This is a genomic window from Kitasatospora sp. NPDC004289 (genome assembly GCF_053602875.1).
Map to the genome: position 1 here is coordinate 65,690 of NZ_JBSGEL010000017.1, position 13,724 is coordinate 79,413.

General features: G+C 72.4%; 12 protein-coding genes. 4 read left to right on the forward strand and 8 right to left on the reverse strand.

Annotated elements, in window-relative coordinates; all coding sequences use genetic code 11:
- Positions 1-55: 55 nt before the first annotated feature.
- Positions 56-997: a lipase family alpha/beta hydrolase gene (locus ACWEPF_RS14005; RefSeq protein WP_452172714.1), complete on the reverse strand. Its 942-nt coding sequence runs from the start codon at positions 995-997 to the stop codon at positions 56-58.
- A 221-nt stretch (positions 998-1,218) separates the two neighbouring features.
- Between ACWEPF_RS14005 and ACWEPF_RS14010 the strand changes: the two genes are divergently transcribed.
- Positions 1,219-2,397 (forward strand): PucR family transcriptional regulator, encoded by a 1,179-nt coding sequence (locus tag ACWEPF_RS14010; protein ID WP_452172715.1) that lies wholly within the window; start codon positions 1,219-1,221, stop codon positions 2,395-2,397.
- Here the strand turns inward: ACWEPF_RS14010 and ACWEPF_RS14015 are convergent.
- The 3 genes from ACWEPF_RS14015 to ACWEPF_RS14025 form a co-directional block, all read right to left on the reverse strand.
- Positions 2,378-2,755: a hypothetical protein gene (locus tag ACWEPF_RS14015; protein ID WP_449797827.1), complete on the reverse strand. Its 378-nt coding sequence runs from the start codon at positions 2,753-2,755 to the stop codon at positions 2,378-2,380. The genes ACWEPF_RS14010 and ACWEPF_RS14015 overlap by 20 nt on opposite strands.
- A gap of 157 nt (positions 2,756-2,912) precedes the next feature.
- Positions 2,913-4,550 carry an amidohydrolase gene (locus ACWEPF_RS14020; protein ID WP_452172716.1) on the reverse strand — a complete coding sequence of 546 codons (1,638 nt, stop codon included), beginning with the start codon at positions 4,548-4,550 and terminating at the stop codon, positions 2,913-2,915.
- A gap of 98 nt (positions 4,551-4,648) precedes the next feature.
- Positions 4,649-6,103 (reverse strand): APC family permease, encoded by a 1,455-nt coding sequence (locus ACWEPF_RS14025; RefSeq protein WP_345283006.1) that lies wholly within the window; start codon positions 6,101-6,103, stop codon positions 4,649-4,651.
- A 170-nt stretch (positions 6,104-6,273) separates the two neighbouring features.
- Between ACWEPF_RS14025 and ACWEPF_RS14030 the strand changes: the two genes are divergently transcribed.
- Both ACWEPF_RS14030 and ACWEPF_RS14035 read left to right on the forward strand, forming a co-directional pair.
- Positions 6,274-6,981, forward strand: a complete 708-nt coding sequence (locus tag ACWEPF_RS14030; RefSeq protein ID WP_345283008.1) for a TetR/AcrR family transcriptional regulator — start codon at positions 6,274-6,276, stop codon at positions 6,979-6,981.
- Between the two features lie 117 nt (positions 6,982-7,098).
- On the forward strand, positions 7,099-7,893 hold the full coding sequence (locus tag ACWEPF_RS14035; RefSeq protein WP_345283010.1) for a VOC family protein: 795 nt from the start codon (positions 7,099-7,101) through the stop codon (positions 7,891-7,893).
- Between the two features lie 56 nt (positions 7,894-7,949).
- On the opposite strand, the gene ACWEPF_RS14040 is transcribed toward ACWEPF_RS14035, so the two are convergent.
- The 4 genes from ACWEPF_RS14040 to ACWEPF_RS14055 all read right to left on the reverse strand — a co-directional run bounded on the left by ACWEPF_RS14040 (position 7,950) and on the right by ACWEPF_RS14055 (position 12,132).
- Positions 7,950-9,518, reverse strand: a complete 1,569-nt coding sequence (locus ACWEPF_RS14040) for an APC family permease (RefSeq protein WP_452172717.1) — start codon at positions 9,516-9,518, stop codon at positions 7,950-7,952.
- 216 nt (positions 9,519-9,734) lie between these two features.
- Positions 9,735-10,229 carry a hypothetical protein gene (locus ACWEPF_RS14045; protein WP_452172718.1) on the reverse strand — a complete coding sequence of 165 codons (495 nt, stop codon included), beginning with the start codon at positions 10,227-10,229 and terminating at the stop codon, positions 9,735-9,737.
- On the reverse strand, positions 10,226-11,833 hold the full coding sequence (locus ACWEPF_RS14050; protein ID WP_449797830.1) for an alpha/beta hydrolase: 1,608 nt from the start codon (positions 11,831-11,833) through the stop codon (positions 10,226-10,228). Before ACWEPF_RS14050 ends, ACWEPF_RS14045 begins: the two co-directional genes overlap by 4 nt.
- Positions 11,833-12,132, reverse strand: a complete 300-nt coding sequence (locus ACWEPF_RS14055) for a WXG100 family type VII secretion target (RefSeq protein WP_345283018.1) — start codon at positions 12,130-12,132, stop codon at positions 11,833-11,835. The genes ACWEPF_RS14050 and ACWEPF_RS14055 overlap by 1 nt, the downstream gene beginning before the upstream one ends.
- 165 nt (positions 12,133-12,297) lie before the next feature.
- Here ACWEPF_RS14055 and ACWEPF_RS14060 point away from each other — a divergent pair, with 165 nt between their 5' ends.
- Positions 12,298-13,701, forward strand: coding sequence for an SWIM zinc finger family protein (locus tag ACWEPF_RS14060; protein ID WP_452172719.1), 1,404 nt, complete (start codon positions 12,298-12,300; stop codon positions 13,699-13,701).
- Positions 13,702-13,724 lie beyond the last annotated feature (23 nt).

A 13,724-nucleotide genomic window follows, 5' to 3' on the forward strand; every position in this document is an offset into this window, starting at 1 on the left:
CGGTGGACCGGGCGGGGGCGGCCCGGGGTCTGAGCCGCCCCCGCCCGACGGCCCGTCAGACGATCGGGCCGGTCAGGGGGAGGACCACCTTGCACGGGACGGGGCGCGGGTGGGCCGGATCGAGGGCGTTGAGGACGTGGGTGAGGGTGATGGGGTCGTAGGCGATCTCGGTGTGGTCGGCGGCGTCCAGCGGGCAGGCGTCCTGGAGGGTGATGTTGGTGACGCCGGGGCCGTCGAGGAAGCCCGAGGTGTAGGGGGTGACCACCTCGTCGAACTTGGTGGCGATCACGGTGTAGCGGACCCCGGGGACGGTGTCGCCGCCGGAGTTGAGGTCCGTGATGAACGGGGAGCCCACCTCCTGGTCCACGCAGGCGGGGCAGGCCGGGCCGAGCAGGAAGGCGTTGGCGGGCTCCAGCAGGCCGAGGGTGGAGGCCAGCGTGGCGATGCCGTCCAGGGTGGTGCCGTGGTTGCTCGGGGCGATGCCGACCAGGGCGTTGACCTTGGCCGCGCCGCCCAGGTACTTGAGGTAGTAGCGCGGCATCATGCCGCCCTGCGAGTGGCCGACCAGGTCGACCTTGGCCGCGCCCGTCGCGGCCCGCACCCGGTCCACGAAGGCGGCCAGCTGGCCGGCGCTCTGTGCGACCGGGCCGGTCCCCTGGATCGGACTGCCCTCTGCGGCACCGTAGTTGAAGGAGAAGACGCAGTAGCCGTTGTTCGCCAGCAGCGGCGCCGCGCCTCCCCAGTTGTCGTTCTGGTTCTCGAAGGTGCCGTGCACCAGCACCACCGGCGCCGGGTGCGCCGCACCCGGGCGGCAGCCCCAGTCGTTCGCGCCGTCCGCCGCCTTGCCGGGCTGGAGGAAACCCTTCAGGAAGCCGACCGTGAAGTTGGTCTCCACCGGCCGCTGTCCGGCCGCCGTGGCGGTGCCGCCGCCCGCAGCCAGGGCGAACGCGGCGGCCAACGCGGCCGCGAGCACACGGGGCCTCAGAACTCTGATCACAGGACGTCCCTCTCCGGGGGTGGGGGAATACCGGAACACGCCGCTCCCGACGGAGCGTCAGAGGTGGTAACTCCACGGGGAGCTGGACGGTGACGCTACGAGCGGGTAACAAGCGGGTCAACGGAAGCGACACGGCACCGGGGAAGTTCGCGCGCGGATGCCAGGAAACACGGCGGCGCCCCCGCGGAAACTGTCACCGGAACACAGGAGGAGCGGCCCGCATGAGCGAGAGCGACAGCACCGCCAGACCCGTCTTCCCCGCCGCCCTGGTGGCCGAGGTGCGGCGCGAGATCGGGTCGGTCACCACCGAGGCGATCCGCGAGATCCGCCGCCAGGTGACGGAGTACGACCGGCCGCTGGCGGGCAACTTCGGCACCGGCATCCACCAGGGCGTGGCCACCGCACTCGCCGACTTCGCCGACCTGCTGGCCGGCGGCAGCCCCTCGCCGCAGGAACGGGCCGACCGGGCCCGGGTCTACCGGGCGCTCGGGCGCGGCGAGTTGGCCGAGGGCCGGTCACTGGACGCGCTCCAGGCGGCGTACCGGATCGGCGCCCGGGTGGTCTGGCAGCGGGTGGCCCGGATCGCCCAACGGACCGGCGCGGGCCCCGCCCAGATGGCGGTGCTGGCGGAGACCGCCTTCACCCACATCGAAAGGATCGCGGCCACCTCGGTGGAGGGGTACGCCGAGGCCCGGCACGACGAGACCGGCTCCCTCGGGCACCGACGCCACCGCCTGCTGTCCGCCCTGACCGGTGGGGCACCCTGGCCGGAGGTGGAGCGGGCCGCGACGGTGGCCGAGTGGCCGCTGCCCGCCGAGGTGGCCGCCGTCGCACTGGCCCCGGGCCGGGGCACCGACCGCCGCTGGCTGCCGGACGAGGTCCTGGCGGACCTCAACTCCCCCGCCCCGTACCTTATCTGGCCCGACCCGGCCTCCGGCGCCCCGCCCGAACGGCTGATGGACGGGCGGGACGCGGTGGTCGGGCCGTCGGTGCCGACGGAGCTGGCCGCCGAATCGCTGCGCTGGGCCCGGCTGGTGCGGCAGCGCCGCGGCGCCGGACGGCCCGTCAGCTGCGAGCGGATGCTGCCCGAGCTGCTCCTGCTGGCCGACGAACCGCTGGTGCGGTTGATGGCCCACCGCCGACTGGCCCCACTGGCCGGGCTGACGCCCCGCCAGGCGGAGCGGCTCGGCTCCACCCTGCTGGCCTGGCTCCAGGGCGGCCACGGCAGCGCCGCCGACCTGGCCGCCAGGCTCGGCGTCCACCCGCAGACGGCACGTCAACGCCTGCACCGGCTGCAGGAGTTGTTCGGCCCGCAGCTGGACGACCCGGACGCCCGGTTCGAGCTGGAGGCGGCGCTGCGGCTGCGCGCCCTGCGGGCGGTCAGCGGTACAGGAACTTGACCGAGCGCAGCTTCAGCCGGTCCGCGGTGGCGATCCCGTGCGGGCGCAGGCTGCGGGAGTCCCCCGCGCAGACCGCGTCCTCGAAGACCAGGGTCCACCAGTCGGTGTCGTTGCGCGGCCCGAAGGCGGGCTGGGAGCTGGCCGGGTCGGCGGCCTCCTCGATGGTGATGCAGACGTCGGCGGTGGGGTTCTGCATGCTGCGGGTCATCACCTGGCCGTCCGGGCCGCCGTACCGGTAGGTGAAACTGCCGGTGGCGACCTGGACGGCCCGGGCCTCGGTGGCGAAGGGAGCGGTGGTGAGCACGGCGGTGACGGCGAGGGCGCCGCACGCGGCGCCGAGGGTGTGCCAAGGGCGCACGGGGATCTCGTCTCCTCGGGAAGGAACGGTTCACCGCACTTCTACCGCCGCGCGCCCCGGACGGCGTACGCCCCGCGCCCGAGCGGCGTACGCGTCACCCGTCGGGACCACGGCCACCCGGCGCAACGCCGCGCCCGAGGTCACGCCGCCCCCGGCGTCACTCCGCCGCGAAGACCAGCTTCCCGCCGACGTAGGTCCGCTCCACCCGGGCCTCGGCGATCTCGGCCGCCGGGCGGGCGAACAGGTCGCGGTCCAGCACCACCAGGTCGGCCAGCAGGCCCTCCTGGAGCGAGCCGGCCTCGTCGCAGCCGTTCACGTGCGCCGAGCCCGCCGTGTACGCGGCCAGCGCGGTGTTCAGGTCCAGGCGCTGCTCGGGCAGGAAGACCCGCTCGTCCTCGGTGCCCGGCTCCATCCGGTTGACCGCCACGTGGATGCCCGCCAGCGGGTCAGGGCTGGAGACCGGCCAGTCGCTGCCGGCCACCAGGGTGGCCCCGGCCCGCAGCAGGTCGCCGAACGGGTACTGCCAGGCGGCGCGCTCCGGGCCGAGGAACGGGATGGTGAGCTCGTCCATCTGCGGCTCGTGCGCGGCCCAGAGCGGCTGCAGGTTGGCGAGCGCGCCGAGCGGGGCGAAGCGGCCGAGGTCCTGCGGGTGCACCACCTGGAGGTGGGCCAGGTGGTGGCGGTTGCCGCGCTGGCCGTTGGCGGCCAGCGCGGCCTCCACCGCGTCCAGCGCCTCGCGGACGGCACGGTCGCCGAGAGCGTGGAAGTGCACCTGGAAGTCGAGCGCGTCGAGCGCGGTGACGTACTCGCGCAGCGCCTCCGGGTCGACGAAGCTGAGGCCGGAGTTGGCGGTGGCGCAGCCGCAGCCGTCCAGGTAGGGGGTGGTCATCGCGGCGGTGAAGTTCTCCGCGATGCCGTCCTGCATGATCTTGACCGACCAGGGCCGGAACCGGCCGTGGGTCAACTCCTCCCGCCGCTGCACCAGTTCGGCGATCTGCTCGGCGCCGCGCTCGCGGTCCCACCAGAGCGCGCCGCGCACCCGGGCGGTCAGCGCGCCGGAGCGGGCGGCGGCCAGGTAGGCGTCGGAGGGGTCGGGCTGGCCGTTGAAGACGCCGAGCAGGGCGTCCTGCCAACCCGTGATGCCGAGCGAGTGCAGCAGCTCCTGGGCGCGGAGCAGCCCGGCCAGCCGGTCGGCGGCGGTGGTCGGCGGGACGAGCTTGGCGACCAGGGCGGTGGCGCCCTCCTGGAGCACCCCGTTCGGGGTGCCGTCGGCGTCCCGCTCGATCCGGCCGTCCGCCGGGTCGGGGGTGTCCGCCGTGACCCCGGCCAGCTCCAGCGCGCGGGTGTTGGCCCAGGCGCCGTGGTGGTCGCGGTTGACCAGGTAGACCGGGCGGTCCGGGACCACCGAGTCGAGCAGCTGACGGCTCGGCAGCCCGCCCTCGAAGCTCTCCATCGACCAGCCGCTGCCGGTGATCCACTCCCGCTCGGGGTGGGCCTCGGCGAAGGCGCGGATCCGCTCCAGGTAGTCCGCCACGCCGACCGTGCCGCTCAGGTCGCACTCGCCGAGCTCGGTGCCGCCGAACACCGCGTGGATGTGCGAGTCCTGGAAGCCGGGGATCAGCAACTTGCCCTTCAGGTCCACCACTTCGGTGCGCGGGCCGATCAGCTCGCGGATCTCGTGGTGGCCGACGGCGGTGATCCGCTCGCCGGTGACGGCGAGGCTGGTGGCCCGGGTGCGGGCGGCGTCGGCGGTGAACACCGGGCCGCCGGTGAAGACCAGGTCGGCATGGGTCATGAGGAGTGCTCCTGACACGTCGTTCGATGTGTTTCGTGCGAGATGCGGTTGGTACGGTACGGGCCGGCCGGGCCGCGACGGCCCCGGCCGGTCCGTGGTCAGCCCTGGGGCAGCAGGTCGGCGCTGTCCGCGTCGGTGCCCCGGCCGGTGGTGAAGTAGGGGGACTTGCGCACCCACTTGGCCCAGGCCGCGGCCACCAGCCCGCTGAGGATCATCAGCGTCGGGGTGAGCAGCTGGAACCAGCCGTTGGCCGCGTTGACCTCGAAGTGGTCCGCCGAGTCCCAGAAGCTCCAGGCCAGGTACCCGCCGACGGCGAGCAGCGCGGCCGCGCCGAGCAGCGGCGCGACCACCACCCGCAGACCGGTCAGCGGCTCGGTGCGCAGCAGCCCGCGGAAGCGGACGGCGGCGGCCAGGGCGGTGAGCGCGTAGTAGAGCACCACCACGATGCCGATCGCGTTCACGGCCGCGCCGATCAGGTCGGTGACGGTCGGGATCACCAGCGAGAGCAGCGCGATCGCCGAGGCGATCACCACCAGGAGCACGGTGCCCAGAGCCGGGGTGCCGTACTTGGGGTGGATGCGGGTCCAGACCGGGCCCAGGGTGCGGTCGCGGCCCATCGCGAAGGTGCCGCGGGCGGTCGGGATGACGGAGGCCTGCAGGGAGGCCACCGCCGACAGGGTGAGCGCGATCAGCGGCAGCGCGGCCAGCGGCTGGCTCGCCAGCTTCTCGCCGAAGTAGGTCAGGCCCTGGGCGCCGTTGTCGGCCAGCTCGTCCAGCGGGAGCACCCGCTGGAAGGCGGTGCCGGCCAGCAGGAAGAGCAGCAGCATCATCACCAGCGCGATGATCCCGCCGCGCGAGGCGTCCTTGGGGTCGTGGGTCTCCTCGGCCACGGTGAAGACCGACTCGAAGCCCCAGTAGCAGAAGACCGCCAGCACCATGCCCTGGGCCAGCGCGCCCATGGTCGGGATGGCGAAGGGGTTGAACCACTCCAGCGAGAACGGCTGGTCACCGGCGAACAGCCCGTACCCGCAGAAGCCCAGCAGCACCAGGTACTCGAAGGCCAGCAGGTACTTCTGCAGCCGGGCCGCCAGGCCCAGGCCGCGGACCGCGATCACGGTGGCGCCGGCCAGCACGACCAGGCCGATCAGGGTGGTCTGCAGGGTGGAGTCCGGGTCCAGGTGCAGCCCGCCCACGCTCTCCACCCCGGCCTTGCCGGCCAGCTGGATCAGCGCGGAGCCGGTGACGGCCACCGTGTACGACATGAAGACGACCGTGCCGACGGTGTTCACCCAGCCGGTCAGGAAGCCCAGCCACGGGTTGAGGGTGCGGCCGACCCAGGTGTAGGCGTTGCCCGCGTTGGGCTCGACCCGGTTCAGCCGGCCGTACGCCACCGCGATGCCGAGCACCGGCAGGAAGGCGAGCAGCATGATCGCCGGTAGGTGCAGGCCGACCACACCGGCGGTCAGGCCGAGCCCGATGCCGATGCTGGAGGTGGCCGCCGTACTGGAGGCGGCGATGGCCACCCCGTCGACCATCCCGATGGACTTCTTCATCACAGGAGCCGGAGCGGGGGTTCTTACCCCGTCCTTCGCAGTCGCGCCCAACAGACCACCGCCTTGACCAGGGGGCCTTTCGTCGGCCCCGGGTGCGCACATGAAACTCCGGCCCCATTCTCACGTCAATGCCGTTGTCATAAGAACGGGCCGCGCCTAGGCTCCGAAGCATGAGTGAACGCGTGGTGCGCGAACCCGACCGGCGCCGCCGCCGGCCCACCAAGACCGGCACGGTCCTCTCCGAGCAGGTCATCGTGGAGACGGCCCTGCGCCTCCTCGGCCAGCACGGCGCCGAGGCCCTGACGGTCCGTCGGCTGGGCGCCGCCCTCGGCGCCGACCCGAGCGCCCTCTACCGCTACTTCCACTCCACCGACGACCTGGTGGTGGCGATCACCGACGAGCTGATCGCCCGGGCCCAGGCCGGCGCCGAACCGACCGGCGACTGGCAGGCGGACCTGCGCGAGATCGGCCTGCGGATCCAGCGCGCCTACCGCACCCACCCGCAGGCCGCCGCCCTCTCCGCCGCCCGCACCACCGGCCGCCAGCACGAGATCCGGGCCGTGGAGTCGATCCTCGGCATCCTGCGCGGGGCCGGCTTCCCCGATCCCGAGGCCGTCCGGCTCTACCACGTCTTCGTCGACCAGAGCCTGGCCTTCGCCGCCCTGGACGCCGCCGTGGAGGCCCTCCCGGCCCCCGCACGGGCCGCCGACTCCGCCGTCTGGACCACCCGCTACGCCACCCTGGACGCCGACACCCACCCCAACATCGCGGCCACCACCCCGCTGCTGATCGCCGAGATGAACCGCTCCGCCTACCCGCTCGCCCTCGACCTCCTCCTCGACTCCTTCGCCGCCCGCCTGCGCGGGCACTCCGGCTGACCCCGCCTGCCCCGGCCGCCCCGCCTGACGGACCGTCGGCGCGCGGTTGTCGGTGGCCCTGGCTAGCGTGACGTGGGACACAGCACCACCCCTCCCCACGAGAGACGAGTCAGTGCCATGACCGCATTCACCGAAGGTTCGCCGTGCTGGACCGACGCGATGTTCGCCGACGTGGAGGGCGCCAAGGCCTTCTACGGCGAGGTGCTCGGCTGGACCTTCGCCGAGGCCTCCTCGGAGTACGGCGGCTACACGCAGGCGTACTCGGGCGGCAAGGCGGTGGCCGCCGTGGTGCCGCCGATGCCGGGCCAGGAGGGCCACTCCGCCTGGTGCCTGTACCTCTCCTCGCCGGACGCCTCGGCCACCGCGGCGAAGATCAAGGAGGCCGGCGGCCAGGTGCTGATGGAGCCGATGCAGGTCGGCGACTTCGGCACGATGGCCATCGCCTCCGACCCGGGCGGCGCCGTCTTCGGCGTCTGGCAGGGCGGCGTCCACCAGGGCTTCGAGAAGGTCAACGAGCCCGGCGCGTTCTGTTGGGCCGAGGTCTTCACCCGCGAGCCGGAGAAGGCCGACGCGTTCTTCCCGGCGGTCTTCCCGTACAACGTGAAGACCATGGCGGACGAGCACGTCGACTTCCGCACCTACAACCTCTCCGGCGGCCCGGCGCTCGGCCGGATGAGGATGGGCGAGGAGTTCCCGCCCCAGGTCCCGGCGTACGTCAACGTCTACTTCGCCGTGCCGGACTGCGACGAGGCCGTGGAGAAGGCCAAGAAGCTCGGCGCCACCCTCCAGTTCGGCCCGATGACCAGCCCGTTCGGCCGCTTCGCCTCCCTGACGGACCCGCAGGGGGCGAACTTCTCGGTGATCGACCTGGCCACCGTCGAGGGCGAGATGCCCGACCTGACCGACGTCTGACGGTACGACAGGAGGGCGGGGCGGCCACTCGGCCGCCCCGCCCTCCCGCACGTGCGTCACTCCGGCAGGACCAGCGCCGGGGTCTCCTTGGTGAGCACCTCACCGCGGAAGAAGGCGGGGCTGCGCTTCATCATCACCAGCATCACCAGCACGCCCACGCCCAGCACGCCCACGCCGATCACGAAGACCGAACCGATCCCGAAGACCGAGCTGCCGCTGCCGTAGTCCGTGCCGTACATGTCCCAGAGGCTCTGCAGGAAGATCCCGGTCAGGATCAGCCCGCCGGTGACCGGGAAGACCACCTTGAGCACCGCGTCGCGCACCGAGCGGGTGAAGTCCCTGCGGAAGTACCAGGCGCAGGCGAAGGCGGTCAGCGAGTAGTAGAAGCAGATCATCAGGGTCAGCGCCGCGATGGTGTCGGTCAGCACGTTCTCGCTGATCAGCGTCATCACCGTGTAGAAGACACCGGTGCCCACGCCCGCCGTGACGATCGCCCGGCCCGGCGTGCCGTACCTGCGGTTGACCTCGGTGAAGGACGGCGGCAGCGCCTCGTAGACGCTCATCGCCAGCACCGTGCGGCTGACCGGGATGAAGGTGGTCTGCAGGCTGGCGGCCGCCGAGGCGAGCACCGCGACGAAGAGCAGCACGCCCAGCGTCGGCCCCATCACCGGACCGGCCAGCGCACGGAACACGTTGGACGAGGTGTCCGGGTTGCCGAGCCCGGTGCCGGTCTCGCCGACGCCCGCGTACATCTGCACCGCGACGGCGGTGAACAGGTACGACCCGACCAGCACCACCATGGCCAGCATGGCCGCCCGCCCCGGGGTCTTCTCGCTCCCGCCGGTCTCCTCGTTGGCGCTCAGGCAGGCGTCCCAGCCCCAGTACATGAAGAGCGAGAGCGACAGCCCGGCGATGAACGCCGACCAGGAGGAGGCCTGGAAGGGGTCGAGCCAGCTCCAGGAGAAGTCCAGCGAGCCCGGCACGTCACCGGAGACGGCCTTGGAGATCGCCATCACCGCGAACACCGCCAGCACCGTGAGCTGCAGCCCGACCAGCGCGTACTGCACGCCCTTGGTCGCCGTCATGCCCCGGTAGCTGATCGCGGTGGCGACCGCGATCAGCGCCAGGCAGGTCAGCACGTGGGCCGCCTTGTTGTCGTTCAGTCCGGCCAGCCAGTCACTCCCGGTGACCTCGCCCAGCAGGATGTAGAAGTACTCCGTGGCGACGCCGGCCAGGTTGGAGAGCACGATGATGGTCGCCACCACCAGCCCCCAGCCGCACATCCAGCCCACCTTCGGGCCGAAGGCCTTCACCGTCCAGGTGAAGGAGGTGCCGCTGTCCGGGACGGCCTTGTTGAGCTCCCGGTACGCGAAGGCGACCAGCATCATCGGCAGGAACCCGGCCAGGAAGAGCGCGGGCATCTGCAGGCCGACCGCCGCCACCGTGGTCCCGAGGGTGGTGGTGAGGCAGTAGACCGGAGCCACCGTCGAGACCCCGATGACGGAGTTCCCGAGCAGGCCGACCGAGTTGCTGTTGAGCCCCTTGGAACGGACGCCCTTTGCGGCGTCAGCTCCGCCGGCCGCCGCGCTGCGGCCGGTCGCGGGCTTGGAGTCGAGCTGAACCATGCCCCGACCGTACGTTGAACTGTTTCCGCAGCTCAGGGGCGCGAGGGTGACGAACCGTGACATGGATCGTGCGCCCCTGATTCAACTTTCACCAATGATTACCAGACACCATAACCAAAGGATCATCGAATCAGAGGCACACGGCTGGTTCGCCAGGGCAACGAAACCCGCACCGTTACCAAATCCGGGGTGTGCGCACCACCTCTGTGATCTGCCTCACGCGGCCGGCAGTCGGAAGCAGGACGAGCTCACCCGGAAGATCACCCGCTTGCGCTCGCTCAACGCCTGCGCCCAGACCGCCACCGTCTTCTCCGGGTTCTTCACCCAGACCTCCAGATCGGTGTGCGTGGTGTCCCACTGCTCCCCGGCCCCGATCCAGCCGGCCGCCTTGAGCTGGTCGCGCACCCGCTCGACCGCCTGGTTCAGCCCCGCCGGGTCGAGGCCGTCCACCTGCCAGAAGTGGATGGCGCTGCGAACCTGCCTGTCGCTCTGCCCCTCGCACTGGGAGAAGTTCACCTCGTTCCCCTGCTCGCGCGAACCGGTCACCCCGAGCAACTGGTACACCTGCTCGGAGACCCGCTCCAACTCGGCCTTGATCTGGATCTCGGGGGCGATGCGCAACGACGTGTCCTTCTCGGAGCCCGCGGTGAGTCCGCAGGAGGTCAGCAGGGTCAGGGCGAGGACGGCGACGACCGTCCGGAGGGGCTTCACGGTGCGCTCCCCCACTCCAGCTGCACGTCACGGTAGTTACCGGCGACGATCGAGGCCTGGTTGTCCAGCGAGCTGTGCGGCTTCCCGTTGTCGTCCCAGTAGCTGCTGTGCCCGCTGTTGCCCTCGGTGGTGATCCGGTTGGCCCCGAACTCCTCCGAGGTCGGCGTGTTCGGCAGGTCGAACCAGCCGTCGCTCCGTCCGTGCCCGAGCCCGCCGACCGAGGGCACCGGGTCCCAGTCCGCTTCGGCGGCCCAGACGTGCCGGGGGTCGATGTTCAGGTCCCGGGCGTAGGGGACGTGCATGCCGGGGCTGCCCGCCACCACGATGTCGTCCACCGCCAGACCGTTGCCGTTCTTCGCCGCCTCGCCGACCACCACCGAACCGTAGCTGTGGCCGATCACCGTGGTGTGCCGCGACGTGCCGGGGTCGTGGGTGGTGCCGAGGCTGTCGATGTAGCTGTCGAGCTTCGGTGCGCCGTCCTCGGCGTAGTTGTTGAACGGCGCGTCCTTGACGATGTCGTCGGGGGCGTCGTAGCCGAGCCACATGATGGTGGCGGTGTCACCGGTGTTGCTCTTCTGGTCGGCGGCGCGCTGGAGGTCGCGCATCTTGTCCATGTAGCCGTTCATGTCGCCCAGGTCGACGGTGGTCCCGGGCACGAAGACGGCGGTGTTCTTCGCGGTGTCCGGGTTGCCGAAGGAGACGATCGCCTTGCCGTCGTCCTTGGGGTCGAAGCCGAGCAGGAACACGTCCTTGCCCTTGGCCTCCTCCTGGTCCATCCGGTTCCGCAGGTCCAGCATCTGCTGGTAGTTGTGGCCGCCCGGGCCTGCCAGGTCGAGCTGGCGCTCCAGGTTCTCCCGGTTGCCCAGGTCGCGCACCTCGCTGCTGATGCCGTTGAGGTTGCCGATCTCGCCCGGGTAGAGCGCCAGGTACTCGCGCTGCTGCTGGGGCGAGAGCCCCGCCCACCACTTGGCGTTGGCGGTCGGGTCGTCCGAGGTCGGGACCACCGGGCCGAGGCCCAGCTGCGAGCGCATGGCGTTGATGTCGTTGGCCACCTCGCCCTGTGCCTTGGCCGGGTCCGCCGTGACGACGTCCCCGTTCAGGCTGCCGAGGGCCACCGCGCCGTCGGCGCTGGCCCGCTCGGCCTTCTGCACGGCCGCGTCGATCCGCTGCCGGAACTCACCGAGCCGGGCGTTCTGCTGACGGTTGATCTCCTGGTAGTCCGGGTCGTTCCGGTAGGCCGGGTCCAGCTGCGGCCCGGTGACCGAACCGTCGTCCCCGACCCGGTAGTTGTTGCTCTCCGCCTCCGAGACGGCGGCCCGCAGCTCCTGCTGGGCCTCGGACATCCGCCGGTGCACGGTGTCGAGCACCACCGCGATGGCGGTGGCCTCGGCGTTCACGATGCCCAACTGCTGCTCGGCCTTGTCCAGTTCGCCCCTGGCGGCACCGGCGGCCGGGCTCTGCCAGTTCAGCAGCGGGCCCGCCGCCTGCGAACGGTGGCGCTGCTGCGCCTCCCCCGCGGACTCGCCCAGCTTGCGCCAGGAGGAGGCGGCCTCCTCCAGGTCCCCGAAGTTCTGCCGCAGCAGCAGCGCGAAGCTCTCCGCCATCAGGACACCCGCCCGAAGCGGCTGGCCTCGCGGCGCTCGGTGCCCTCGTAGTCGTCGGCGTTGGTCCGCAGACCGTCCGCGTTCTTCTCCAGCAGCGCGTGCAGGCCGGTCAGCGCGGTGCGCCAACTCTCCGAGACCTGGCTCAGCCCTCCCGAGACCGACCACCCGGCCGTGGAGGCCGCCGCGTCGCCCGCGTCCCGGACCGCCCGGTCCGAGGCCGGGCGCAGTTCGCCGCTGACATCGGAGATCACCTGCGCGGATGCGCGCAGGTCCTCCGGCTTCACTTCGATCGATGACAAGGTCCGCCCCCGCGGTACGTACGTCTGCACTCGGTCAACAGTGGGCGACACCTTATTGAACGGACCGCCCGTCCGCGATCCACTCCGACGAACCGTCACCCAGCTGGGACGGACCGCACACGACGCACCGCCGACACTGTCAGTCCGAGCCCCTAACGTGCAGTCATGACGCAAGCCGTACTGGCGTACGCCTACCGCCACCCCTCCGCCGTGCTGGCCGCCCCCGACGGGCCGCGGCTCGCCCTGGCCACCTCCGGCGGCACCGGTCCGCTCGGCGCCACGGCCCACCCGCACTTCTTCACCGGCTCCCTCGCCTCCCCCGCCGCCGCGGCCGCCGGCCTGCTCGCGGTGGCCGACGTGGCCGCCACCCGCTACCACCAGCCCCAGCGCCCGGTGGTGCTCGACCCGGTGGTCACGGCCAACGGCGACCGGCTGCGCTTCGAGTCGTTCTCCGCCTGCTGCGGGGTGTACGCCCGCCTGGACGTGACGGCCGAGGGCCTGGACGGGGCCGAGCCCGGCCACGGCACCACCAACGTGGACGTGAACCACCCGCTGCGCGAGGCGCTGAGCCGGATCGGCTCCGCCGAGGCGCTCCGACTCTCGGTCGGCTCCGAGGAGTTGACGGTCACCGGCCCCGAGGGCCCGCTGCTGGAGAAGAAGGTGCCGCTGCCCGAGCGCTGGGTCCGCGGTTTCGCCGAGACCCAGGTGGTGGCCGCCGGTTTCGACCTGCGGGCCGAGCTGCCGGCCGCCGAGGCGGTGCGGTTCCTCCGCTCGCTGCCGCGCGGTGGTGAGAGCACAGGAGGCCGTTCCGGCAGCCGGACTCCGGTCGGCTGGGTCGTCCCCGGCCCGGGCGGCCGGACACTGCGCCCCGCCACCCGCCCCGCGCCGGGAGCCGTCTGCCTCCCCGGCCCCGAGCGCCTGAGCACCCTCCACCGGGTGCTCCGGCACGCCCTCGCCCTCCGGGTGTACGGGCCGCCGGTCACCGTGGGGGCCGCGCCCACCGCCTCCGCCTGGGAGGTGGTGCTGCCCGCCGGCATGCGGCTCACCCTCACCCTCTCGCCCGACGTCGCGCGCGGCTTCTCCGGTGAGGGCGGGGTGCTCACCGCCCTCACCGCCGGGCAGTCGGCGGCCGACGCGGACCTGGTCTCGGTGCTGCTCGCCTGGGAGCCCCGGATCGATCCCGCCGAGCTGGCCCGGGAGTCCGGGCTGCCGGTGGAGCGGGTGCGGGCCGCGCTGGTCCGGCTCGGCACGGCCGGCCAGGTCGGCTACGACACCGCCGAAGCCTCCCACTTCCACCGCCAACTCCCTTACCACGCAGGGCGGGCGGAGGCCGACAACCCACGCCTTCGGGCCGCCCGGGCGCTGGTCGCCGCCGGCGCCGTCCACCGCTCCGGGTCGATCGCCACCGTCACCGTGGACGACCACGAGCAACGCGTCCGGATCGCCGAGGACGGCCGCCTCACCTGCACCTGCCTCTGGTGGGCCAGGTACCGCGGCGACCGCGGCCCCTGCAAGCACGCCCTCGCCGTCACCCTCACCACCACCCCCGAGACGCAGCCGGCCCGCTGAGGGCCCACCAGGGCCCTCAGGGG

Coding starts and splice junctions, on each gene's coding strand:
- ACWEPF_RS14030 (WP_345283008.1), top strand. CDS start 6,274: ATGAGTGAACGCGTGGTGCGCGAACCCGACCGGCGCCGCCGCCGGCCC.
- ACWEPF_RS14040 (WP_452172717.1), bottom strand. CDS start 9,518: ATGGTTCAGCTCGACTCCAAGCCCGCGACCGGCCGCAGCGCGGCGGCC.
- ACWEPF_RS14060 (WP_452172719.1), top strand. CDS start 12,298: ATGACGCAAGCCGTACTGGCGTACGCCTACCGCCACCCCTCCGCCGTG.
- ACWEPF_RS14020 (WP_452172716.1), bottom strand. CDS start 4,550: ATGACCCATGCCGACCTGGTCTTCACCGGCGGCCCGGTGTTCACCGCC.
- ACWEPF_RS14035 (WP_345283010.1), top strand. CDS start 7,099: ATGACCGCATTCACCGAAGGTTCGCCGTGCTGGACCGACGCGATGTTC.
- ACWEPF_RS14010 (WP_452172715.1), top strand. CDS start 1,219: ATGAGCGAGAGCGACAGCACCGCCAGACCCGTCTTCCCCGCCGCCCTG.
- ACWEPF_RS14025 (WP_345283006.1), bottom strand. CDS start 6,103: ATGAAGAAGTCCATCGGGATGGTCGACGGGGTGGCCATCGCCGCCTCC.
- ACWEPF_RS14050 (WP_449797830.1), bottom strand. CDS start 11,833: ATGGCGGAGAGCTTCGCGCTGCTGCTGCGGCAGAACTTCGGGGACCTG.